The 25,749-nt window shown below is 30.9% G+C and carries 21 protein-coding genes; 1 reads left to right on the forward strand and 20 read right to left on the reverse strand.

The annotated features are described in order from the left end of the window. Positions 1-92 precede the first annotated feature (92 nt). The 13 genes from QVZ41_RS09380 to QVZ41_RS09440 all read right to left on the reverse strand — a co-directional run bounded on the left by QVZ41_RS09380 (position 93) and on the right by QVZ41_RS09440 (position 14,077). A complete protein-coding gene (locus tag QVZ41_RS09380; protein ID WP_302884311.1) occupies positions 93-671 on the reverse strand; it encodes an NAD(P)H-dependent oxidoreductase in 579 nt (192 codons plus the stop codon). Between the two features lie 59 nt (positions 672-730). Beyond that, positions 731-1,294 carry a Crp/Fnr family transcriptional regulator gene (locus QVZ41_RS09385; protein WP_302884312.1) on the reverse strand — a complete coding sequence of 188 codons (564 nt, stop codon included), beginning with the start codon at positions 1,292-1,294 and terminating at the stop codon, positions 731-733. A gap of 94 nt (positions 1,295-1,388) precedes the next feature. Then, the gene (locus QVZ41_RS09390; protein WP_302884313.1) at positions 1,389-1,856 is read right to left on the reverse strand and encodes a DinB family protein; all 468 of its coding nucleotides are present in this window, start codon (positions 1,854-1,856) and stop codon (positions 1,389-1,391) included. A 216-nt stretch (positions 1,857-2,072) separates the two neighbouring features. Beyond that, the gene (locus tag QVZ41_RS09395; protein ID WP_302884314.1) at positions 2,073-2,429 is read right to left on the reverse strand and encodes a DUF8192 domain-containing protein; all 357 of its coding nucleotides are present in this window, start codon (positions 2,427-2,429) and stop codon (positions 2,073-2,075) included. 146 nt (positions 2,430-2,575) lie between these two features. Further along, positions 2,576-4,426: an NACHT domain-containing protein gene (locus QVZ41_RS09400; RefSeq protein WP_302884315.1), complete on the reverse strand. Its 1,851-nt coding sequence runs from the start codon at positions 4,424-4,426 to the stop codon at positions 2,576-2,578. 493 nt (positions 4,427-4,919) lie between these two features. Next, complete coding sequence (locus QVZ41_RS09405; protein WP_302884316.1) at positions 4,920-5,531, reverse strand: hypothetical protein; 612 nt, start codon at positions 5,529-5,531, stop codon at positions 4,920-4,922. An 88-nt stretch (positions 5,532-5,619) separates the two neighbouring features. Then, positions 5,620-5,832, reverse strand: coding sequence for a putative signal transducing protein (locus tag QVZ41_RS09410; RefSeq protein WP_302884317.1), 213 nt, complete (start codon positions 5,830-5,832; stop codon positions 5,620-5,622). Positions 5,833-5,857: 25 nt separating this feature from the next. After that, complete coding sequence (locus tag QVZ41_RS09415; RefSeq protein ID WP_302884318.1) at positions 5,858-7,138, reverse strand: CPBP family intramembrane glutamic endopeptidase; 1,281 nt, start codon at positions 7,136-7,138, stop codon at positions 5,858-5,860. 10 nt (positions 7,139-7,148) lie between these two features. Next, entirely contained in the window at positions 7,149-7,373 is a 225-nt protein-coding gene (locus QVZ41_RS09420; RefSeq protein WP_302884319.1) for a PLD nuclease N-terminal domain-containing protein, read from the reverse strand. Positions 7,374-7,632: 259 nt separating this feature from the next. Further along, complete coding sequence (purL, locus tag QVZ41_RS09425) at positions 7,633-11,310, reverse strand: phosphoribosylformylglycinamidine synthase (RefSeq protein ID WP_302884320.1); 3,678 nt, start codon at positions 11,308-11,310, stop codon at positions 7,633-7,635. 101 nt (positions 11,311-11,411) lie between these two features. Further along, a complete protein-coding gene (locus tag QVZ41_RS09430) occupies positions 11,412-12,731 on the reverse strand; it encodes a heparan-alpha-glucosaminide N-acetyltransferase domain-containing protein (RefSeq protein WP_302884321.1) in 1,320 nt (439 codons plus the stop codon). A gap of 46 nt (positions 12,732-12,777) precedes the next feature. Next, positions 12,778-13,572, reverse strand: a complete 795-nt coding sequence (locus QVZ41_RS09435; protein ID WP_302884322.1) for a sialate O-acetylesterase — start codon at positions 13,570-13,572, stop codon at positions 12,778-12,780. 4 nt (positions 13,573-13,576) lie between these two features. Continuing rightward, positions 13,577-14,077, reverse strand: coding sequence for a hypothetical protein (locus QVZ41_RS09440; protein WP_302884323.1), 501 nt, complete (start codon positions 14,075-14,077; stop codon positions 13,577-13,579). 50 nt (positions 14,078-14,127) lie between these two features. On the opposite strand from QVZ41_RS09440, the gene QVZ41_RS09445 reads away from it, so the two are divergent. After that, complete coding sequence (locus QVZ41_RS09445; protein WP_302884324.1) at positions 14,128-15,279, forward strand: class I SAM-dependent methyltransferase; 1,152 nt, start codon at positions 14,128-14,130, stop codon at positions 15,277-15,279. A gap of 39 nt (positions 15,280-15,318) precedes the next feature. On the opposite strand, the gene QVZ41_RS09450 is transcribed toward QVZ41_RS09445, so the two are convergent. The 7 genes from QVZ41_RS09450 to QVZ41_RS09480 form a co-directional block, all read right to left on the reverse strand. Next, positions 15,319-17,229 (reverse strand): mechanosensitive ion channel family protein, encoded by a 1,911-nt coding sequence (locus QVZ41_RS09450; protein WP_302884325.1) that lies wholly within the window; start codon positions 17,227-17,229, stop codon positions 15,319-15,321. A gap of 53 nt (positions 17,230-17,282) precedes the next feature. Continuing rightward, on the reverse strand, positions 17,283-17,885 hold the full coding sequence (locus QVZ41_RS09455; protein ID WP_302884326.1) for a YkgJ family cysteine cluster protein: 603 nt from the start codon (positions 17,883-17,885) through the stop codon (positions 17,283-17,285). A gap of 65 nt (positions 17,886-17,950) precedes the next feature. After that, a complete protein-coding gene (locus tag QVZ41_RS09460; protein ID WP_302884327.1) occupies positions 17,951-19,231 on the reverse strand; it encodes an APC family permease in 1,281 nt (426 codons plus the stop codon). A 96-nt stretch (positions 19,232-19,327) separates the two neighbouring features. Next, positions 19,328-20,629 carry an acetylxylan esterase gene (locus QVZ41_RS09465; RefSeq protein WP_302884328.1) on the reverse strand — a complete coding sequence of 434 codons (1,302 nt, stop codon included), beginning with the start codon at positions 20,627-20,629 and terminating at the stop codon, positions 19,328-19,330. 117 nt (positions 20,630-20,746) lie between these two features. Next, the gene (locus QVZ41_RS09470) at positions 20,747-21,007 is read right to left on the reverse strand and encodes a hypothetical protein (RefSeq protein ID WP_302884329.1); all 261 of its coding nucleotides are present in this window, start codon (positions 21,005-21,007) and stop codon (positions 20,747-20,749) included. 12 nt (positions 21,008-21,019) lie between these two features. Further along, positions 21,020-23,554 carry a TlpA family protein disulfide reductase gene (locus tag QVZ41_RS09475; protein ID WP_302884330.1) on the reverse strand — a complete coding sequence of 845 codons (2,535 nt, stop codon included), beginning with the start codon at positions 23,552-23,554 and terminating at the stop codon, positions 21,020-21,022. A 35-nt stretch (positions 23,555-23,589) separates the two neighbouring features. Continuing rightward, the gene (locus QVZ41_RS09480; RefSeq protein WP_302884331.1) at positions 23,590-25,737 is read right to left on the reverse strand and encodes a TlpA family protein disulfide reductase; all 2,148 of its coding nucleotides are present in this window, start codon (positions 25,735-25,737) and stop codon (positions 23,590-23,592) included. Between the last annotated feature and the right edge of the window lie 12 nt (positions 25,738-25,749).

The raw sequence follows: 25,749 nt of genomic DNA on the forward strand, positions 1-25,749 counted from the left end.
ATAAAGAGTGGCAAAAGTAAAGAATACTACTAAAAAACGGTTTGGATAAGTGTTCAAAACCATTGTTTATTGTTGCAAAATATTTAGGGTGTTTACTTTATTTTTTTTCCTAAGTTGAATATTTTATCCAACCACTTTTTTCTAAAATCAGGGCTTGAATTTTTAATGGGTGAAATATAAGTTACTTTAACAGGATTGATGCCGCAAAATTGCAAAGTCCCTTTTTTAAATTGATTGATAGTTGGGCTTTTCATGATTAAATAATCATACCATTTTGGGGTGTCAGCCGTAATAATTAAACGTGCCGATTTTCCTTTTAAGAGCTTTTTAGGCAATGGTTTTCCCTCAATTGGCTGATAAGTGATTCCAGGTAAAAATGTTCTGTCTATAAATCCTTTCATTAATGCAGGATAACCATACCACCACATTGGAAAAACCCATACTATATGATCTGCATTTTTTATCTTATCAATGGCTTCAACCAAATCGGGTTCTAATTCCATTCTTTTTCGATACCCAAATTTTAAATTAGGATTAAATTCTAATTCAGAAATGTTCATTTGAGTTATTGTCGCCTGTGTATTACTGACTCCTTTTACATAAGCTTCGGATAAAGCATTGTTAAAACTCTCTTTGTCAGGATGTCCATTTATGATGAGTACTTGTTTCATGTTTGTTCTATTTTTTTACAAAGAACTACACTATTAAATTTCTTTAAAAGGACATTTGTCTAATTTGAAATGGACTTTCTTATTCGACTCAAATGTCTTTGAGTAATCCCCAAATATGAAGAAAGAAAATGAAGAGGGATGAGCTGTAAATATTCTGGTTGATTGGTCAATAAATCGAGATAACGTTTTTCAGCACTTTCTCTTTGTAACATAAAAATTCTTTTTTCCAATTTGATGTATTCTTGCTCAGCCATCATTTTTAAAAACGTTAACCAATTAGTACTTGATTGTTCTAATTTTAAAAGCTGATCTTTGGATATTGTTAAAATTTCAGTATCGGTTAAAGCTTGGATGTTTTCTACCGTTTTATTTTGAGACAAAAATGAAGAATAGGCACTCACAAACGAATTAGAAAAGGTAAAACAATAGGTAACTTCTTCTTCTGTAGAGGAATGATAAAATGATCTAAATAATCCAGAAACGACAAACCCTACTTCTTTGCAAGTTTGACCTTCTTTGATGAAAAATTCTCCTTTTTTTAGTTTTTTACGAACTACTTTTTTTTCAAAAAAATCAATTTCATCCTTGGTAAGGATATTAAATGTTTCTAAATATTTTTTCATTTTCGTCAAAAGCTAAATCAAAAAGGATTTGGCAACCCGCTAAATATACACAAAACTTTAGGGTAGTACAGAACTAGGGTTCGTTGTAGTATTTTTAATCCCATATTTGGGGTCTATTAATTTTCATGGCTCTTAAATATGAAAGAAATTGTCCAGCGTGTACAGATTCGTGATATCCAATTCGTAATAAATATTCTCCTAGGTTTTTTTGATCTCCATTTCCAGGGTGAATGATTTCGGTTTCTTTTAATGCGATATCTGAAAATTGTTTAACACTTTCTAAAAATGTTTTTCTATAGGGGGCAGCAAATTCAAGTTCGTCTGCCACACTTATAAAGGGTCTATTTTCCCAAGGAGTTTTATACTGGGTCATGTCCTCATGATTAATGATCATATTCCATCCATAATCGGCTTCTAAAACGTGTCTTACAATTTCTATGGCAGTCATTGCTTTATCGTCAGGTTTCCAATTATAATATTTTACAGGCAACCCATTCCAAAGTTTTATACTTCTTCTCCTTATTTCTGTAAAATTTAAAATGATGAGTTCAGATTGAGTCATTTTCTTTATTTTTCGAGAGTCTTGTTTCGGTGCTAGAGGAATTTTTGCTTAGGGGTTGTTACGTGTTTTATGCACTAAAATTAATAAATATTACCGAACAAAATATCCGAAAGGTTTTTATGAAGTAGGCAATGAATGATATGCGATGAAGTCTTAAGGCTTTATTTTGATTGTAATAATTCGTTTATAATATTTTTTTGTCTATTGCTCAGTTTTTTAACCCAATATGTAACTATAACATCGTAACCCGCAGAATGAATTTTTTTCAATTTGTTTTGTATTCAGTTCAACAACCCAAGTTGCGATTTTATTTCCGTTTTTATTCCATTCTTTGATATAGTCAAAATAGTTAGATTTAGTTCCAATTGTTTTTCCACTAACTCCAGTGATAAAAAGTACTTTTTTTCCAGTAAAATCAAAATCTTTTCTTTGGACATCGTTCATATACTCGTTTAGAAAATTAGATTCTGTTTGAGTGAATTTCGGATTATTATCGATTCCACATTCAGCTAGGTTTTGTCCAATTGAATTGATTGAAATGAACATTAATAATAATATTGCAATTTTGTTCATAAGTTTGATTTTCAGTATGTAGGAACGTGTTTGTATATGAAAAGTAGCGGATTTTTATAAGCTAACTTTTTCAGATTATAATTGACCTTTAATTTGTTCATTTTATTTCGATTAAGCGATTAAACCGCTATTTTTTATATACGTTGTTAGGTGTAGTTTTTTATTATTTCAGATACATCATTATCAATATGAATTTGAGTTGGGTAATAATTCCTTTCTGATAATGGAATTTTTATATTATTGTATATATATGATGAACATTCGTCAAACGTTCCATTTGCATCGTAGAATTTAAAAAAATCCTTGAATCCAATTATTAAATTAGTCGATTCTAACAATTTAAGAAATGCTTTTTTGAAAACTAAATCTCTTTGATGCCATATATTATTTAAAAAGAAAATGATAGCTCCAGGACTTTCATCAAAGTCTGGTTTTTCTTCTATGAGTCTATTAAAAAAAACACTCCAAAAATGCTCGTCAAATTGTTTAAAATTTTTATTTAAAACTTCAAAATAATAATTAGGATGTGTTGATAAACACATTAATATTGCTGTTTCATTTGGTAAGTTTTTTAACACCTTTACTTCGGGAATTCTTGGTGAAGCACTCAAATATTTTGCTGTTAAAAATTCTTGTAATGACTTATGTGAAAATTGATAAGAATTATAACCCGTTTGAACAAAAACACCAGTATGGTTTTCTAATTCAGTTACGACTTTTTTTGCTTGGGAACTAGGCAAGTTATGGCTTTTATGAATTTTGTTATAACATTTACGAATATCATCACTACTGAATACATTTTTACCCAAATGAAATGAAAGCCAATATGATAAATGAGCTAAAAATTCTTTTTTCTTTTCAATATAAAAATCAGCATATTTTGATGGTCGTACAATACTTCTTTGTTGATCCCAAGCCTCCAACAAAAGGTTTAAAACAAAATCATAAATATACCTTGGTTTTGGCGGAATAGTTTTTTTTCTCTCATAAATAGCGCATAAATGAGACAGTGTTAAAGGTCTCATTGTAGTGTCATAATATGGTGAATCTTTGATTTTCTCAAATAGGTCTTTAGATTTTTTTCTATTTGTAATCCATTTTTCAATTAGTGATTTTATTTGTCGGTCATTTAAAGGACAGATTTCATAGGTGTTCGTGTTAGTTAATTGCAATAAAAAATCATTACTTCTTGACGTTAAAATAAATTTTGAGTCAACAAGGTTTAAGGATAGTTCTTGAAATTCCTTTTCAATTCTAGATTTTAATTTAGAATCAGGAATTTCATCGAACCCATCTGCAATAAGAAGTACTTTACTCTCATTGAAGAATGATATAACAGTATTTTTAAGCAGATTATAGTATTCAAATCCAAAATCCTCAAGATATTCTGCCGGAAATTTTATATGTATTCCAAGTAAATCAACCAATATTTTGAATAGTCCAAATGATTTTTTATTGATATGATTTTCATAATCCAATTCTCTAAATCTAATAACTAATGGGAAGGAAAAATCGAATTCTTTATGGTTTGCTAGGTAATCGTTAAATACCTTTTTAATCAAAGTTGTTTTGCCAGCACCAGCTCCTCCATAAACTATTTTGTTTTTTTGAAATTCTTTTAAAATTTTTTTGCTACTTATTTTATTCGTTTCCTCATCTATATCAAAACGTGTTTTTAAAGGGGATAGATATAAATCTATATCTACGAAAATATTTTTCAATTCTTTGGAAGATATAGCAGTACTAAAGTTAATTTCATTAGACCAAGTTATAGCAGCATTTAAATTATTTTTGACATGTGTAATGACGGTAGATTCAGAAATATCGAGGTCATAATTTTCTTTGAAAAAGTTAAATTCTTCTGTTTTTAACTGCTTTTTTGCTTTAGAGTTAATATTTACTAGTTGCTTATCAAAGAAAGAGTCAACTCCTTTGATACCTTTATCTATTAGGTTTTTAAATAAAACTTGTGCAAATATTGTTTCTATGTCAATCATTAAATTTCAGAATTATTTTTCAAATTACACCTAACTTCCGAATATCCCAACCTTTAATAAAACAGGGTTTCCAGAAAAGTATATTTTTATAAATCTACAGATATTAAACCATGAATCATAGACTAACTTATTCACAACGGTTAAAAGTTTTTAACAAATAACCAAAGTCTTATGTTTTGGTATTTTTCTTGGTTACGTGTTTTAAAAAAAAATATCTCATAAGAAGATGCTTTTGAGGTCTTATTTTTTGTAAAAAAGGGCATGCAAAAAAAAGAAACGTTCCTTTTTTTTATTGGTACGTTGCTCTTGATTAAGAGCAACGTTGCTCTTTTTAAACTGAAACGTTCCTCTTTTTAAACTGAAACGTTGCAGTTTACTGAGAGCAACGCTTCTTTTTTTAAGATTAAGTGGTTTATAAAACAAAAAAACTCCCTTAAGAAGTTTCTTAAAGGAGTTGTAGTGTTATACGTTTTTGTTTGGAATAGTTACAGACCTATTCGTTCTTAACCAAGTCTAATTCAGTAACAATATTAAATTTTCTATATTCTTTAATTCTTGCATCAAAAAATTCTTGAGTTACATAAGCTATTTTTATGTTTTTATCTTGTAATTGAGAGTAGTTATCAATCAAATCAGTCGTAGATTTTATAAAAGTAAACCAATAGAATTTAATGGTTTTTCCAGTGTTGTCTTTTACTGAAAATTCAATAAACTTGTTGTCGTCTATGTTTGTTACTGTCCCCTCAAATGTAAGTTTTGCAGATTTATTTGGTTCTTTTTTTTGCATTTGATCATTAATTTTTAATAATATATCAGGACAAGACGTAGCCATTTTTGTTCCAATTAAATTTCCTAATTTTTCACCATCAATACTTAAATTATCAAAGTCAATTCCATGGTCTTTTTTTAATTGTTTGGCATAAGGAGCTGCACTGTTAATCATACATACACCTATTTTAAGGTTGTATTGATCAGTACTTAGGGTGTCTGAAATACTATCAGAGCATTCACAAGATTTTAAAACGATTTTTTCTAAGTAATCCTGACTAAAGACAAAAGAATGAAATAATAAAAAGGTTACTGATAAAAGGATAGTTTTTTTCATGTTGATTTTTAAGAGTGTTTGTAAAAGAATTAAATATACTATTTTATGTTTTTTTTAATAGTTGAGTATTTATACAGTTTAAGGTTTTTTATTGATGGTCTATTTCACTTATTATTTTTTTAACTCTTTCTAGCTCATAAGATTCTACTTGAAGTTCCATTTCTAATGTTGGCACATAATTCATGATTTGAGTTGATAGCTCATTTTTTAAGAAACATTTAATTCCCTCTGATTCTAATCGGCTTTTTAATATTGATAAATCCGCCTCAATGTTTGATGTTTTGATAGTAATTAAACTCATAGTTTTTAAAGTTTATAGTAGCCTGTTATTTTATGTTTTCAAAATTAATTATTAAGTGGTTTACCTCTGCAATAGTATCAGTCAAGTTAAGACCATAAATTGAACGTAATTGCTTTTTAATATCTGTTGTGTCTGCGGTGTTTAGTTTTATGTTATATCGTCCGTCTATCTTATCTTTCAGAAATATATTTTTCGATGTTGATTCTTGTATTGCATAAGCAATACCATTCAATTCCACCCTATGAATTGATGCACTATCTTTTGAAACATTAACATAACTTCCTCTAACAGAATCGGTTCTATACGATATTAGTTTCAAAGAATCTTCAACAACCAATTTCCAACTTTTAGTTGGTCTCGATTCCCAATTTATTTTATAGTTGCATGAATCCATTAAATATTTGTTGATTACTTTTCGATTAATAAAATTAGAATCAGATTTATTTTTGTAAGTTAGATTATACTCCTTATCCATTTTTCTGATGTTATTCGATTCCACAAGAAATACGTTTGTATTATTTGTGAAAGCAATAATATTCTTCAATTTAGCTTTTCTTACATAGATAGAATCTCGATATATGTTAAATTTGGGGTTTGTTTCTTCTTGAACTGTTTCTTCTATTTTAATGAAATAATTATCTGTGTTTGTTAAATCATCATAGTTATTTCCAATAAATAGAAATGGTAGAACACACACTAAGTTATGAATGGCATGTAATAAATATCCCCAAATTAAATTAAAACGTACTCTTAAATAGCCAGCTAAAATCCCAACAAAAATTTGTGGAAGTGTTATTATTGGCATAAAGATTAGTAGATTTTTGTTTAAATCATAATTGAGAATATGTACAAATCCAAATAGAATTGCAGAAAAGTAGAATATATAGCCATATTTACTGTACCATATTTTTTTAATTCGTTTTTCGATGAGATTTTTTCTATTTCTTCCGGTTATATAAAACAATGAGACTAAAAGTCTAAGAAGGTAATTGTTCTTATATCTTAGATACAGCCTGAAAATTAGTTCTTCAATTATAGGTATAACAATTATACACAAAATAATAACTTCACTCTTAGACATTGACTTAAGTAACTCTAGTTTATAATTTTCTGTTGAAAACAGTCCATATTTCTCAAGGATTGATAACAATAATATAATTATAGTACTAATTACAAGGTCTAAAATTAAAATCAAAAACAGTTTTAAAATTTTTTCATTTAATGTTGTGTTATTGTCAGGTTTGTCAACAGGTTTTTTTAGAAATAAAAATAATTCTCTATAGGAGTTTTTAATAAGTTTAATCATATTTAAAATTTCAGTCGTTTGTATTTGATAATTTCTGTTTTCTTCCTATTATAAAATACAGGATAGCACCTATAAAACTTGTAAATAAAACAACTAAAAGCCATGCAATTTTATTATTTCCAGTGAACTCATTTTTTAAAATATCAATAAGAGCCAGTATTGTAGGTAAAATTACAATCAGCATTATTGTTACTAAAACTAATTCTCCAATACCAATTATTCCTAAATACATCATTCTATTATTATTATTATTGTATTTATGCAAAACTTTCTATAAATGAACTTTTAAAGTTCAATATTGTTTTTAAAGATACTTTTTAATGTTTTTATAAACAATTGTGTTTTTACACAGTATAAAATTCTATAAAAAAAATCCCGCTAGAAATACTAGCGGGATTTTAGTTTGTTTTATGATATTCTGAAACGAGTTCAGAATGACGAAAAGTTTTACTAACCTATTAATACTCAATACTATTTATTCAGTACTCTATATATTACTTCGTTAACCATTCTTTAGCGTTTACAAAAGCTTCTAACCAAGGAGAAACTTCATCGTTTCTGTCCGTAGGGTAGTTTGCCCAGTTCCATTGGAAAATAGAACGTTCAATGTGTGGCATCATTACCAAGTGACGACCATCTGTAGATGTCATCATTGCAGTATTATAGCTAGAACCGTTAGGGTTAGATGGATAACCTTCATAACCATATTTAGCTACTAAGTTATATTTACTTTCTTCGTAAGGCAAGTTAAATTTTCCTTCTCCATGAGAAATCCATACTCCTAAGGTACTTCCAGCCAAAGTGTTTAACATTACTGAATTGTTTTCTTGAATGCTTACAGAAGTAAATCCAGATTCGTGTTTATGAGAATCGTTGTGTAACATTACAGGTTTTTCTGCATGGTCTGGGTTGATCAATCCTAATTCTATCAACAACTGACATCCGTTACAAATTCCCAAAGACAAGGTGTCTTTACGAGCGTAAAAATTGTCTAAAGCAGCTTTGGCTTTTGGGTTGTATAAGAAAGCTCCTGCCCATCCTTTGGCAGATCCTAAAACATCTGAGTTAGAGAAACCTCCAACGGCTGCTAAAAAGTTTACCTCTTCTAAAGTTTCACGACCTGTAATTAAATCGGTCATGTGCACATCTTTTACCTCAAAACCAGCTAAGTATAATGCGTTGGCCATTTCACGTTCAGAATTCGATCCTTTTTCACGTAATACTGCTGCTACGGGTTTTTTAGCTGCTGCTATTTTAGGTAATTTTCCTGTAAAATGAGTAGGGAAAGTAAAGTCTAAGGCTTGATTTTTATAATTGTTAAATCTTTCTGTCGCTTTTGCTTCTCCAGATTGTTGCTTGTCTAATAAATAAGAGGTTTTGTACCAAACATCTCTTAGCTCAGCTACATTAAATATTTCAGAGGTTTGTCCGTTAACCAAAGTCACTACTTCAGTTTCAACAGTGCTACCAATATTTGCAAATTTTAGTCCTGCTGCTGTTAAAATAGTTTCTACTTCTGAAGGATTTAAAGTTTGAACCAAAACCCCTGCGTTTTCTGCAAACAATACTTTGGTTGTATCTGCTTCTCCTAATCCAGTAATATCAATATTAGCTCCTAAGTTTACATCAGCAAAACACATTTCTAATAAAGCTGTGATCAATCCACCTGCAGAAATATCGTGTCCTGCAGTAATCAATCCTTTTTCTATTAAAGTTTGAATTGTATTAAAAGCCTTTTTAAACTTGGCTGCATCTTTAACATCTGGTGCTTCGGTTCCAATTTTGTTTAAGGCTTGTGCAAAAGAAGAACCTCCTAATTTGAATGCATCAGAAGAAAAATCGATATAGTAAATAGCATTTCCTTCTTTTTTAGAGAAGACAGGCTCTACTACTTTTTTGATATCGTTACAGTGTCCTACTCCAGAAATAATTACAGTTCCAGGAGCAATGACATCCTTATTAGGATATTTTTGTTTCATAGACAAAGAATCTTTTCCTGTTGGAATGTTGATTCCTAGATCAATAGCAAAATCAGAAACTGCTTTTACAGCATTGTACAAACGAGCATCTTCTCCTTCATTTTTACAAGGCCACATCCAGTTTGCAGATAAAGAAACTGAAGTCAATTGCTCTTCTAATGGAGCCCAAACCAAGTTGGTTAAACATTCAGCAATCGCATTACGAGAACCTGCAGCTTCATCAATCAAGGCAGCAACAGGAGCATGTCCAATGGAAGTGGCAATTCCTTCTTTACCATTGTAATCTAAAGCCATTACCGCTACATCATTTAACGGTAATTGTAAAGGCCCTGCACATTGTTGTTTGGCAACTTTACCACCCACACAACGGTCAACTTTGTTGGTTAACCAGTCTTTACAAGCCACGGCTTCTAACTGTAAAACAGTCTGTAAGTTTTGTTGTAAGTCTTTATTGTCATAAACCACTTCTTCGTATTTACGAGGAGTTGTTTTGTCGTGCATAAATGTTTTTGGAGAAGATCCAAACATATCATTTAAATCTAAATCCATAGGAGCAGCTCCTGTAGTGCTAGATTTAAAAGTAAAACGGTTGTCGTTGGTTACATCTCCCACTGTGTGCATTGGAGAACGTTCACGAGACGCCACACGCTCTAAATAATCAATATCTTTTTGGTTGATGACCAATCCCATTCTTTCTTGAGATTCGTTACCAATCAATTCTTTTGCTGATAAAGTAGGATCACCTACGGGTAATTTATCTGTATCAATCAATCCCCCAGTTTCTTCTACCAATTCAGACAAACAGTTCATGTGTCCTCCTGCACCATGATCGTGAATAGAAACAATTGGGTTGATATCACTTTCTACCATTCCACGAATGGCATTGGCAGCACGTTTTTGCATTTCTGGGTTAGAACGTTGTACTGCATTTAATTCAATTCCCGAATCCATCGCTCCAGTATCAGCCGAAGATACTGCTGCACCTCCCATACCAATACGGTAGTTGTCTCCACCAAGAATCACAATTTTATCTCCTGCTTTAGGGTCGTGTTTTAGCGCTTGTTCAGCTTTTCCGTATCCAACTCCACCAGCTTGCATGATTACTTTATCAAACCCTAAAGTTCTTAAATCAGCATCAGCAAAATCTTTATTTGCTTCTTCGTGTTCAAAAGTTAATAAAGAACCAGAAATTAAAGGTTGACCAAATTTGTTTCCAAAATCAGAAGCTCCATTAGAAGCTTTGATTAAGATGTCCATAGGTGTTTGGTACAACCACTTTCTTTCTTCTAAGTTTTCCCAAGGTCTGTTGGCTTCTAATCTTGAATAAGAAGTCATGTAAACAGCAGTTCCTGCCAAAGGCAAAGAACCTTGTCCACCTGCCAAACGGTCTCTAATTTCTCCACCTGCACCTGTTGCAGCACCATTAAAAGGTTCTACAGTAGTAGGGAAGTTATGCGTTTCTGCTTTTAAAGAAATCACAGACTGGTATTCTTTGGTTTCGTAAAAGTCTGGTTTGTCTGCTGTTTTAGGAGCAAACTGAATAGCTTTAGGTCCTTTTACAAAAGCAACGTTGTCTTTGTAAGCAGATACAATTCCGTTAGGGTGTTCGTTAGAAGTTTTACGAATCATTTTAAATAATGAAGTTTCTTTTTCTTCACCATCTATCACAAATGTTCCGTTAAATATTTTGTGTCTACAGTGTTCTGAGTTGATTTGTGAAAATCCAAATACTTCAGAATCTGTTAATTTACGTCCAATTCTTTTAGACATGTCTTCTAAGTAAGCAATTTCTTCATCACTTAAAGACAATCCTTCTTGTATATCAAACGCTTTGATGTCTTCAATTTCTAAAATAGGTTGAGGTTTTACATCAATCGTATAAGTTTCTTGATTCAATCCTTCGTACATTTTTTGTAACATAGGATCAATAGCTGCTTCTTTAGAGTCAACTACGGTGAATTCTTCAATTCTTTCAATACCGGTGATACTCATGTTTTGAGTAATTTCTACAGCATTGGTACTCCATGGAGTAATCATTTCTCTACGAGGCCCTATAAAGAAACCTTCAAGATGATTACTATTTACTTGTTTAGCGTTTCCAAATAACCATTCTAGTTTTTGAATGTTTTCAGGAGATTGAGCTGAAGTTTGTACTGCAAAAACAGTCGTATTTTTTTGAAAGAATAATATCATTATCAATGAAGTTTGTTCAAATTTTACTTAAAGCGCAAATTTAGATAAAATCAGGGACTTTAAAGGAGGTATTTTTCAAAGATTTTTAACAAAAAACGAGACTATATAGAGCTTGTTCTATATTGTATTTTTCTTTTCACTATTTTAAATCTGACTTTTAGTCTTTGCAACTGATTCACCAAAACAGGCTCGTATTGTGTCCAAGCTAAAAAGAAGAATACAAAGGTAATGGCTCCAGAGATGGCAAAAAACGGGTTTAAATTGTCTTTTAAATAAGCACCAAATTTAAATCCAAAAAATCCTTGATACAAAATAATTACATGAAGTACATAGACCGATAGTGTGTTTTGACCAATGTTTAAAAACGTGGCATAATTCCATCCTGTTAACTTCCAAAGCGTAATCACAATAGGAACAAAAAATAAGGTATAAGCAATGATGTTTTGTGAGGTGCTTTCTAAAGGAAAAGTAAAAGAATAACATCCCAAAGCAAATCCAACCACTAACAACACATGAAAGACCAAACTAGGCATTTGTAGTTGTTTGGATTCTTTGATAGTAATGATGATTTTATGTAACAATACAATAATTCCAATAAAAATTAAAACCTGAGAAAAACGAACAGGTTCATATTCATATTGAAAAGGTTTTAAAGAGCTAAATCCTGGTAAATATTGAATTCCGGTCAATATAGGATAAGTAAGGTATTTGATTAACAATCCCAAACCAATCAGCCCAAACGGAAAAGCAAAGTGATGTGCTTTGTCTTTTAATTTTACGATGACACTTCCCAAAGCACCTCCCATAAAAACATATCCACACCAAGGGAATAATGGAAAAACAGAGGTGTTTAAGTTGGTGTTTTTGCTCACGATTAATATGTTTTCTAAAAAACGAGGAACGTAAGCATAGTTCAACTCATAAATAGTAGGGGAAATGATAATAACAAAAAGTCCCAACACGCCTAATATAAATCCCAAAGAAATTTTTAAGACATAATGATTGAAAAGATATAGGCTGATTAATAAAAACAATGACAATCCTATACATTGCAACACATGGAATATTTGGGTAAGACTTGTAAACAAAGGTCTGTCCCCAAAAAAGTGTGTGTATAAGTTAAATTGTAATAAGTATCCTAATAATATTAAAACACCAGTTCTTTTAAAACCTTTTTGAACCCTAAGGTTGTTCCAACCTTGTGTTTTGTTTTTTAATAGTAAATAAGTAAAAATTAATCCTGAAATGGATAAAAATAAAGGAGCCGTAATTCCCCTAGAGAATTTCCAGAAACTATAAATAGGGTTTTCCGGATCTCGAAAAGCAGGTTGTAAACTAAGGGTCATAAAATGTCCCTCTAACATCATGATAATAGCAACAGATCTAACAATGTCTATAAAATCTAATCGATTTGTTTTCAATAATTTAGGTTATTAATTTTCGGCAAAAATACAAAAAAAAACATAGCTATTTTATTAATTCTTGATATGCTGAAAAATATCTTTTTCCTAGTTCTCTTTGCCCTTGGGCATCATAATGAATTTCATCAACAGTGTTGTTTGTTTTATGAATAACAAAAGGGATTTCAGGATCAGCATAACTCGTGTTTGAGATTCTATTAGGAGTATCTTTAATGATGTTTTGTTGATGGATTCTACTTTCTTGTTGATTCACCCAGTATGGAACCATACCTCCTAAAATAAAAGGAATATCCTCGTTTAAATCTATTCTTACTTGTTTTATAAACTCATCTAACATTTTTTGATAATCTGAATTAGTCACATCAGATTCTCCTTGGTGCCAAAGAAATGTAGTAATGGTACTTTTGGGATATTTTTTTTGAATGAATTTTACACGTTCAATCAAATCTTGATATAAAAAGTTTTCAAACTGCCAATCTTTTTTTAAAGAACTACCTCCGTATCCGCAAGGAATAATTAAAATAGGATTTTTATTTGCCTTTTCAGTTTTGTTATACAGTTTGGCAAAAGTTAATCCAAATCCAATTTTATCATCGTCAGAAGTATGGTGTTGTAAAGGTTCATGGGCAGGAATAATAACGTGGTTGTATAGAGAATAACGGCCTAGTTGATAAATATTAGAATCGGTTTTGTCAATCTCAGAGTTCATACCATATCCTTGGTTTGTGTTAGATTGTCCAGCAATGATGATGATATCATAAGCGGTATTAAAATCTTCTGTTTCCAGGTTGCATGAACAGATACTTAGAAATACAAAGAGAATTTTAATTTTATTGAACATGTTATTAAAAATAAAACCTTAGAATAATACTACTTGTGGTTTGTAAATAGTTCTCATAGGTAGTTAAATAGTTTAATCCAATTTCATTACTAATAGACCAAGATTTGTAAAAGAAATATTCACCTCCTATGTGAGCATTGAATAATTTAGTTTCATTAGTGTTGTAACCTATTTTAGGTCCAAAATAAATATTGACCTTGTCATTTAGAGGTTTTAAAAAATCAAAACCAAATGTAATAGAACCTCTAGATTTTAAAATTCTATCTTCTTTGTTGTCGATGATTGACAAGTTTAGGATGGTTTCTATTCTGTATTTTTTATTGATTAGTAGGCTTACAAATACAGGGCTGGAATTGTTATAAAAGAATAAATTGTCAAAGCTTTCATTTAAATTGAATAAGGAAGTTCCCAATCCAACTTTAGTAGATTTTGTTTGTTCTTGAGCGTAGGTGTAAACAACACTTACAAAGAATAAAACAATCAGAAAATTAAAAGATGTTTTCATGAGATAAATATATGTTTTTTTCATCCGCTAATAAAGTCTAATTTTGCATCATGGAAGAATTTAAAGAACTTTTTGAAGAGATTCAAAGCAGCATTGTGGCTGATACGTTTGTAAAGATGACGTTTAGCAAGCCGATTCGTAAAAACGATGGTTTAAGAAATATATACGTTCGTTTGGTGACCATTCAGGATCAACAAAAATTTCAGTTTACGTATCGTAACAAAACCAATGATGTGGTGAAGAATTTTTCTATGGAAGAGGCTTTGGAACAAATTTCAGATTTGTTGATGAATACTTTTCGTTCTGCGGTGGTATTTACTTTGCCAGATGACATTCAGGTGTTTGTGTCTAAAAAGAAAGCGGTAACGCTTAAAAAAGTAGCTCCTAGTTTTACCAACAAGTTGCCAGAAACGCACGACAGGCCTAAAGAAAAACGTGCTGCTAACAGAGAGTATTTGTTTCATTTAGGAGTCACCGACAAAGAAGGAAATGTTATTCCTAAAATGGCGGATAAATATCGCCAGATAAATAAGTATTTAGAAATTATTGAAGGTTTAATCAACGGTGCAAAATTGCCTAAAAAGATTCAGATTGTAGATATGGGGTCTGGAAAAGGGTATTTGACTTTTGCCTTGTATGATTATTTAAAAAACGATAGACATAAAGAAGTTTCTGTCACGGGAATTGAATTGCGTGATGGTTTGGTAAAATATTGTAATGATGTGGCAACAAAATGTGGATTTGAAGAATTGCATTTTGAAAACAAATTGATTCAGGATTACGACAATAAAAAGATTGATATATTAATTGCCTTACACGCTTGTGATACTGCCACAGATGATGCTATTGCCAAAGGAATTGTAGCCAATGCAAGTTTGGTAATTTGTGCTCCTTGTTGCCATAAACAAGTCCGTCAACAATTAAAAGGAACAGAGCAGGAGAGTCCTATTTTAAAGTATGGGATTTTTAAAGAACGACAGTTTGAAATGATTACGGATACCATTCGTGCTTTGATTATGGAAAAACATCAATACAGTACCAAAGTGTTTGAGTTTATTTCTAACGAACACACTCGTAAAAATGTGATGTTGGTGGGTTCTAAAACCACTAAAAAAGTAGATGCCAAAGACATCAATAATAAGATTAAAGATTTAAAAGATCAATACCATATAGATTTTCATTATTTGGAAAAACAACTGTAAAAAAAAGCGCTTAGAAATTTCTAAGCGCTTTTTTATTGATTATTCATTTTTGTCTTTATGAATATTTACATTAAAACTAGGAGCCTTATAGTTTTTATCTAAATAATCTTTTGGAATGGTGGTCATGTTTCCATCTCTATTGGCACGGTAGTGAGGAGATAAAATTTCTATGCCCATTTCGTTACAAACATCTTGAATGTTTTGATGTAATTCTGAATAAATAACGGCTTGTTTTGCTACTATTTTGGTGTAAGCATTTATTTCGTAAGACACATAATTGTCATCCAAACTGGTTTGTAATACAAAAGGTCTTGGGGTGTTAGATAAGGCTTCGGTTCTAATAGCAGCTTCAATCAAAGCTTCGTGAACTGTTTTCCAAGGCACATCGTAACCAATGGTAACTGTGGTATGTAGTATCAAACCATTTTCATCGGCAATACTAGAATAGTTGATGATATTACTCGCTAGAATAGTAGAGTTTGGAACAGTAATGATTTCATTTTTTACTGTTTTTAATCGGGTAATTAACAAGGTTTTTTCAATCACATCTCCTTTTAAATCATTCACTTTTATCCTGTCTCCAATTTTAAAAGAACGCATATAAGTAATCACCAAACCAGCCACCATGTTTGCAATGGCAGTAGAAGAACCTAAGGAAAATAAAATACCAACAAATACTGATACCCCTTGGAATACCCTGGAATCATTTCCTGGTAAATGAGGAAAAATTAACACAATGGTAAAGGCATATAATAAAACCCTTGCAATTCCAAAAGTAGGCATGGCCCAATCTGGATGAAAACCATTGATTTTTAATTTTTCGTTTTTAATTTCATTAAAGATATAGCGTACAAATCTGATGAAATATCTCATCACCACATAAATAACGGCAATACTAAATAAGTTGGGTAAAAAGGAAACAAAGCTACTAAATACATTGGTTAAGGGATTCCAAATCAATCCAAACAAAGTATCAGCCCAATCTCTTGTAAATGGAAAAATACTAAAGATAATGGGTAGGGTAATGTAAAGTAAAAGGAAATAAACAATAATCTTTAAGGCTGTAAAGATATATGAAACCAATACCAAAGCTTGTTCTGTTGAAACCAATACATAATCATTGTATTTTAAATCTTTTAGCCAATTTTCTTGATTTTTTTTGATGATATTATCAAGCCTTACAAAAAGGCGAGTCACCATTTTAATGATGAACCAAGTAAGCAAAATAGCCCCTAAAGTTAAGGCAATACGAATCAATAGTTTTTTTAAACTGTTTTCTTCTCTAGCAGTAATGATGGCTTTTTGAATGGTGTTCTTAAATCTATCTGCAGTGTCTTTAATGGTGTGATTGTACCAAATACCATCTGCCTCAGAAATACTCATAATGATGATTTCTTTATACACAATATCATAGCTATTCTCGTATTTTGTTACTTGAATTTCTTCAATATTTAGAAAATCATCATTGTATAAATTTTCAATTTTTTTAGAAATGTTATTCGCTCTTTCTTTTGGAGTTGAAGATCCAATTTTGGTGTAAATAGAGAATAAAGTATCTTGTAAAACGCCTACTACAGGAAAACCTTTGGCTGTTTTTCTAAGGGCATCAATTCTGGCTTTTTTTTCAGAAATTCTGTCTAATTCACTTTGCTCAATTTCTTGCAACTGCTTTAATAATTCTTGTTTTTGAATATTATCAGTTGTTTTAAGAGATTTTAAAGTATTTTCTAATTCTACTTTTTTAATAGAATCGGCTATTCTTTTTATCTGAATTTCTTGAAGTTTTTTGTTAAAGCTATCTAACAAAGCAAGATTGATAGAATCATTGTTTTGGGCAATACTATCATTAGATTTTTGGATGCTATCTGTAACAATTTTGTCTTGAGAAAAGACTAAAGTGTTAAAACAAAGTAAAAAAAATAGTATTGTATGGGTAAAAATATGCTTCATGTTTGATCTTTCAAATAATAAACAATAACAATATACATTTTTTAAAGAAACCCTTAGGCAATTTTTTCTAAAGGATTTGGAAATGGTCTGTAAGCATAATATTGTAGTACTTCTTCTATGGCTATTTTAAGTGCTTTGTTGACTGGTAACATTTGATTTCCCAAATGAAAATCTATTTGATTTAATTGCATATAGTAATCGGTAAAAATAGGCACAGACAAACCATTGTTGATGGCTTCTACAGTACTGTTGTAGTTTTTAGACTGACCTTCTTTAATAATTTTACAAGTAGCCAGTCTTAATTTTCCGTACTTGTCTGTATTGGCTGCAGAACCAAACAAGCGACAAATTAATCCTCTGTATTTATAATTGCTACAACTACCACTGTTATTGTCTATAATAGAAAGAGGTGAGTATAACAAACAAGTAGGGGATTGTCTTTCGTTAAGCGTATCTAGCATTTTTTCTGCTTCTCCGTGTAAAAATAAATGAAATGCCCATGGTAAAAATTCCAAAGGAGAGGCTTCAATAGTTGGGTGTGTGCAACATTTTCCGCAACCAGCAACACAACCAATGCCTGATGCTTTTTTAAATTGAGCGGTATCTTGCTCTAATTGGTAAAACAAATTTTCTACCAATTGTACTTTGCGTTCCATCGACTATATTTTTATCGAATGTAGGTCAAAAAAACATAGGTTGTTAAAATATCTTGTAAAGAATTTTAATGATATTTTTTTTTCTTTAATAAGTATAAAAAAGTTAAAATAATGGTTGCAGCAACAATACCAATGACTTCTGCTTTGGTTAAACTAAAAAGCAAAGTAATGATGATGATTGCAGATAAAATTGGAATGGTAGCTCCTCCAGGAAGTTTAAAATCATTCTTATCAAAAGTTTTGTTTTTTCTAAGTTTGATCACAGATAATGAGACTCCCAGATAGACCAAAAGGATGGTGGCACTTGCAATAATGGCCAATTCTTGAAAACCACCTAGAAGACTAAATACAAAAGCAACTACACTGTAAACAATCACAGCCGTATAAGGCGTTTCAAATTTTGGATGAATTTTAGCCAACCATTTAATTGGTAAAGTATTGTCTTTTGCTGCTTTGTATAAAACCCTAGGAATTCCCAAAGATTCACTGCTTAAATAACCAAACATAGAAACTCCTGCTCCAATGGTTAATACCGTAAAACCGATAGGTCCAACCAAATGATTGGCTACTTCGCTCAAAGGATTTTTACTAAAATTAGGAAGCGTATCTCCCAAAACTCCCTGAGATACGGTTTGTATTAAAATATAAAGGATCAACACCCCGGTAATACTTATGAATATAGCTTTTGGGATGTTCTTTCTAGGATTAATGATTTCACCACTAATAGACAAAGCCGATTCTGCTCCTTGAAAAGCAAAAAATAACAGTAATGATGTTTTCCCAATTTGAGTAAAATCAGGAATGTTATTAATAGCAAGATTCTGAACAGTAACATCTTGCCAAGAAAAGAAGACCAATAACAAAAGAGGGATTAACTTAATAATGGTAATGATTTTAATCATTCGGATACTCTCTTTAATTCCAATCACATTTAAGTAGCCTAATCCAAAAAAGACAAGGAAAGAGAATATTATTTTTACCGTTTTAGATTTAAAAAAAGGAAAGATAGAACTTAACAAATCTGTAATGGCATTGGTAACGGCAGCATCGGCAGAAATGGCAGAAATCACAAATAGTATGGCGGTTAAAAAACCAAAATAAGGGCCAAAAGAAGATTTTATATAAGAATAAACCCCTCCTGATGAGGTAACTTTACTACCCACTTCTGCAAAACAAAGCATGACCAAGGTAATAAGAATTCCACAAAATAAATAAGCATATATACTAGCCGATCCTAAGTTTGCCGCCACAATAGCAGGTAAAGCAAATATTCCTGCTCCTACAATGGTGTTGATAATGTTTGCACTAAGACCTAATACGCCAACTTTTCTCTTTAAGCTTTGCATTGATTTTTTTTGGTTGATAAAATTTTTCCGCTAATCTAACATATTAAATATTTAGTTGATAAATATTATGTCATGTTTACACTTGTGATAAGACAGTTATTTTAGGTTTTTACTGATCCAATCTAAGATACGATGACGTGTAGTGGTAGACACCCAATGTTCGTTGATAGGGGTGATTAGTTTTTCTTTTTTGCTATGAATGGCATTGTATACAATATAACTGGTGGTTGGTGGACAAGTATTGTCGTTATATCCCCAGGTCATAAATACAGGTACATCAATGATTTTTGCAAAATTTACCACATCATAATAAGACAAAGTATTTATTTTTTCTGGAGTCAACATATTGTCAAATTTATTCGCCAAATGAGGGTAGCCTCCAGCTCTGTTGGCTTTGTAACCAGCCATGTCACTTAATGCAGGATGATTGGCAGCGCAGGCGGTAATTCTTTTGTCTAATCCTGTGGTGATTAAAGCCAAGGCACCTCCTTGACTTCCCCCTTGGGCAATTACATTTTTACCATCCCATTCTTTTAATGAGGTTAAGTAATCAATGGCACGAACGCAAGATAAGTAGACTTTTTTCATGTAATAATTGTCTCTATCATCTAAACCATTTACCAAATAACTGTTGTTTTTATCTCCAAAAGCTTTACTGATTTCTTTGTAAGTTTCTTTGTCTAAATTAGGTCTAATACCATGAATTTCCATATCAAACCTAATATAACCACTTTCTGCATAAAACAGGTGTTTTAAAGGATTCATGGGTTTGATTCCAGCTCCTGGAGGAGAGAATACCACAGGAAATTTTCCAGATTTTTTAGGAATTGTTAAATAACCGTAAACATAATTTCCTTTTTCAAAAGTTTGTAGCTTGATTAGATAACAATCTACTTTGTTATTAGAGTATTCTGGAACAAATTCTTTGGTAAAGTCCACTGGGCATTCATATGCTTTTTGTTTGTTATTTTGCCAAAATTGAACAAAATCACTAGGGAACATAGTATAAGGTCTCAGTTTTTCAGGATCAAAACCAAGTTTGATATGATGTTTGTATTCTTGTCCGTTTAAAGTAAGTTTTAATTGACAATCTTTAAAACCAGGTTCAGTCATGGTTCCAATGGAAAGTAATCCTTGTCCGTTCTTAAGCGTAATGGTTCCTTTGTTTTCACTAGGCATTAATTCGGGTCCATAACTATAGGCAACTTCAATATCTTTTTGTAAAATACCATATTCATAAACTGAAATGGTAATGCTTGCTTCTTCGTTTGTGTGGTATAACCAATCTAAATGGTTGGGAGTGGTTACCCATAAAAGATCACTTCGATAAGGTTCATTTTGTGCTTGATTGTTAAGGGTAATGAAAAAACAGATAAATAATAATAATACTTTCTTCATTTGAATATAGTGTTGTATTAAGTTTGGAAGATGAAGATAATGAAAAAAGAAAAAGGATGAAGTTTTTACTCCATCCTCTTTTTTTGATAGCATTGGACTAAAACCATGCGTTTTTTTTTATATCAAGCTCATTATTATGGGAAGTGAACTGGCAAGCGCTGTAACAATTCCGGTGACAATGATACAAATCCCAATCCATTTTATGATTTTGTGAATATCTTCCTTTTTCTTTAAAGGAGTTTCATGGTCGGGTATAAGTTTATTGGTGATGAGTAATAACAAAAAATCATGATGTTTGTAAATTAAGATTCCAAAAGAAATCCAAATCCCTGCTTTTGCAAGAGAAAGGATAAAAGAGGATAAGAATGTGATGGCCATGGTTTTTAGTTTTTATTGTTTATTTAATTCTTCCTCTAATATTTTTTTGATATCACTATTGCTGTGATGTCCCAATTTAGGATTTACCAATTCACCTTTTTTATTCACCAAAGCATAGTGAGGAATTCCTGAAATTTTGAACTTATCTTTTAAATAATTCCATTCATCTTGGGTAACTCTGTAATGTTCTCCTTTGATATTTGGAATGGCATTTTTCCAAGTTTTTTCTGGGGAACTAGGAGCAGAGATGTATAAAAACACCACGTCTTTATCTATCATTTCTTCTTTTAAGGGAGCAATTCTCTGAATCCCAGATCTACACGGTCCACACCAAGTAGCCCAAAAATCTACATAAATCACTTTTCCTTTGAACTTAGCAATCATACTTTCAAAAAGTTCATCACCTTCTGTTTTTTCCACTTTGTTCACGTGGTAACCTGTTTTGGTTTTGTTGGCTTCTAAAGTCTCAATGGTTTTGTTGTTGGCAATATCTATATAATTGGCTAGGTCTTTATTTGTAATATCTTTTTTTATGTTTTTTAATTCTGTAGCGCTATAAGGGACTAGATCGGTAGTCAACGGTCTGGCATACATTTGTAAGGTGAATATATCAAACACAAAAGAAGTGTCTAAACCTAAAATTTCTTTCATGTTCTCTCTTTTAGATTCGTAATACTTTTTAGTTGAAAGACTAATAAACTTACTAGAATACTTGGTTTTGAATTCTTTTAGAGCTTCTCCATGCTTTTCTTGAAAGGCTTTTACTGCTGCTTTTTCTTCTGGAGAAGTTATGTTATCCATTGCAATCAACATTTCTTCGTCTAAAGGACTTAGTTTTCCTTCATTTTTCAGTTGTTCTTTTAAAATTTGGTAAGTATCTTCGTTAGGTTGCTCTTTCTGTATTTTTTGAATCGTAGCCAAATTTGTTCTGTAAAAAGAATTTAACCTCATGCCATACTTTTGATTAAAAACATCTTGTCTTTCTTGTTTTTCAGGAGTGTTTAAAAGTTCATTAGCTTTAACAGCAGCTACTTGCTCTTGAGGAATATTGATGTTTTGTGTTTGTAGATATGTTAAAACATCATTTGATGTAATAGGGTGATTTACTTTGCTGTTAAAGATATCTAAAAAAGTAAAATAATTTATAAAAAAGCTGTAACCATTAGCCATGATTGCTTTTTTATTATTTAAAATCTCAGGAGTAATTTCTGAAAGATAAGTTTTATCTAGTTTATAATTAGGAAGATCTTTTAATTCTTCTGGTTTTAAATTTCTTTTGGCTGATCTTGAATACATATCGTAAGAAAGCACCTGTGTTAAAGTTCTGTATTCTAGGGCTAGTTTTTTTAGTTCTAAAGCTTTTTTACTGATAAAGGTTGTTTGGGTTAGTGTTTCTAACTCTTGTAAAGCTTCCGCGTGTTGTTTGGTATAAATCGCTTTAAAATCTTCTGGTTTTATTTGTAAGATGTTTTCTCTTGTTTTTTGATCAATTCCGTTTATTCTAATATCCTTCATTTTCTCTAAATCGGTATTTACTTGCGCTAAATCACCCATAAATAAGTTTTCTTTTCCGTTAATTACATGAAAAGTTTCTTTTCCTGGGGAGATGTAAAATGAAGTACTATTGTTAAAAACTCTAGAAAAAATAACTTGAGGATGTCCAATAGAAAGTTCTACTTTAAATGTTCCGTCTTCTGCTATTTTAACAATATGTTGCTCTTGATCTCCTGTAAAATTATTATTTACATAAACCATTCCTGTTTTAATTCCAACTCTAGGGGTGTAATCTTTAATAACTCCACTATAAATAGCTTTTCCTAATTTAATATTTGGCGTTTCTAATCCTCTATTGCTTTTTGAGGTATAGTTTGCATTGTTTTGTAAGGTTTTGGTATAGCTTCCTTTTTTGCTTTTATCTTCTTTAATGCTTAAAAGTCCATCTTTCTCTAATTTAGCTTTGATGATTTTTTCTTTTCCATCTTTTTCTAAAACTAGGGTGTATTTGTTTTTTTTAGATTTTACGGATTTGTATTTCCATAATTCTTTATTAATTAACGCTTTTTGATTGTTAAAAATATAATCACAAAGTCCACTTCCATTGGTTTGTAACCAGCTTCCTTTAATTTGTTTAGGAATGGTAGGTAAATCTTTGTTGTTAAGAACTAAGTCATAAGTAAACCATCTTCCTTCTTTAAAGTCTATTTTTGTAAGGTGTTTAGGGATTTTAGGAAAATAAACCTTGTAGTCAATTTCTCCTGTTTCATCTAAATAATGTTTTTTGTTAAAAGGAATTCCTTCTGTTTTTATAGCAAAATATTCTTTACCACTCTCAATTTCTACCAAACGAGTTTCCTTTAAAACTTTAATCCAATTTTTAGGTTTAAATTTTATATGGAAGTGTAAAATTGTAGCATCATCTAATAACTCTATTTTTGTGATAGAACCAGGAATACTATTTAAACCGTAAATAGGATCATCAATCGTTTTGTTAGCAAAAACTCCAAAAGTAATTAGAGCTAATAAGTAAGTAAAAAGTTTCTTTTTCATTTTTTTGAATTTTATTAATTAAGTGGATTTAACTTTTATTTATGTGTTGTGATGATGTCATTTAATAAACGATCAAAGTTGTACATAGGGAAATCACCATCAATCACATCTCCTTTTTTATCAATGACTACATATCTTGGAATTCCATTAAATTTAAAAAGTTGACGTAAGTAGTTATAGTCGTCTGTAGGTAGTCTGTAAATGTTTTTTAGATCTTGTTCTTTTACAAATTTATCATAGGTTTTTTGTGGAGAACCTCTTTCGTCAGTAATAAATACAAAATCAAAATCTGGGTTGTCTTTGTATTTTTCTCTGGTTTCTTTCATGCGTTTAATTCCACCCACACATGGTCCACAAGAGGTTGCCCAAAAATCTACAAACAATATTTTTCCTTTGTGTGGAGCAATAATTTTATTAAAAACATCTGTAGCTGTACCTTTTGGTAGTTTAGTAGTTACGTTGGTGTTATCGGATGATGGAAATGCTTTGTTGAACATTCTGTCTCCTTCTTGTTTTAAAAAGGGACTTGTAATGTTTTCTTGTAGCTCATTCCAATACTGTACAGCATGTTCTTTTTTTAGACGACCAAATTCAAATTTAAGCCCTCTTATTTTGGCTGTTTCATACACTAGATTGTTCTCTAATTGCAAAGTGTTTTTTAAGATGGAATCTTTTTGTTTCCAATGTTTAATTTTTACACTATCGTATAGTATTTCTGAATGACGATATTGTTTGTATTCCTGTTCATATTTTTTTTGGAATACATTAAATGTTTCTTTGTGTTTTTTAAAGAAGTTTATTTTGTTTTCTCCGTCTAATTCATTGTGTGATGTCAATAAATTTTTATACGCTTCATCAATTTGAATATTGTTATCAGTTATATATTCAAGAAATGTTTTTCTATATTTAGATATTGAATATAAAGGTCCGGTTTTAAATGCCTCACAATACTCAAAACGGTTGATGAATTCTGAAAAATCTCGATTTACCAATAAACTTTGGTTATTTAAATCCATATCCTGTAAAAAATCATAATAATTAGTAGGAACAGGTACTTTTAAAACTTTGTTTAATGTGTCTTGCTTGGCGTAGTAATCTCTGTTCATCACAAAATTAAATAGGTGGTTTGCATTTTCTAAAGCATTTTTATTTCTCAATATAGTGGCTGCTTTGTCAGAAACTTGGTGTGTAGTTAAGTGTTTTAACAAACGGATGCTGTTGTTTTTGTGAGTTCTTGTTTGTACTTTGCTAAACTCTTTTGGTGTGATGGTTTTTTTTTGATTGCTAAATGTTTTATAATCAAAATCATTTTTATCATAAGCCAATAAATCGTAATTAACTTGTGATAAAGGACCGTAAAAAGTAATATCCTTAAATTGATGACGATCGTTTTTAAATCTATCTGCAATTAAAAATTCTTCCCAATCTAAAACCATAGCAAGCGTTTGCTCAGGTTCTATGTATATAGAAAAAACGGCTTTGTTTAATGAAACATAAGTGTATTCTGGATGTATTAATGGGAGTTCAGCTTCAAAACGACCATCTTCATAAATTTCTACAACAATAGGATAGTCTTCTCTTGTAATGTTATTAGACATGTACATAATTCCTGTTTTAAAGCCTAGTCTTGTGTCGTATCCTTTTATGTATCCAATTAACTTGGCAGGTTTTTGGTTAAAAAAGTCAGGACTGTTAAAATCTTTTAAAGGAGTGGTTTTAACTTTTGACAATTCTTTTTTGAACCATTTTTGTACTTTTTTAGGAACTTCATTTTCTTTTTTTTCTTCTTGTTGTTTTGATAATGAAATTCCAAAAATGGTGTTGTTATAATCTATTTTTTTAACGCCTTTGTCTAGAGGTGAAAAAATAACAATAGTGTTAGTTTCTCCAGAATCAGGCATCCATTGTTTTTCATCAAAGTCTACTCCTTCTACTTTTGTAATGGTATATTTTTTACCAGTATCACAATCTTTTAGATAGGTGTCTGCTTTATAAGTAACCCACCAATTAGGTAAAAAAGTATTATTTATATACACTTTGGTTTCTGTGTCCGTAAGTTCTATTTTGGTAATGTTAAATAGTCCGGTTTTGGATACTTCATAAGCAGGATTTTCAATCGTTTTTTGTGCAAATGCCCCAAAAGATATAAGGATCATGATACAGATAAGGAGTTTCTTTTTCATTTTTCTTTTTTT

The organism is Wenyingzhuangia gilva (assembly GCF_030519655.1).
GTDB lineage: Bacteria > Bacteroidota > Bacteroidia > Flavobacteriales > Flavobacteriaceae > Wenyingzhuangia > Wenyingzhuangia gilva.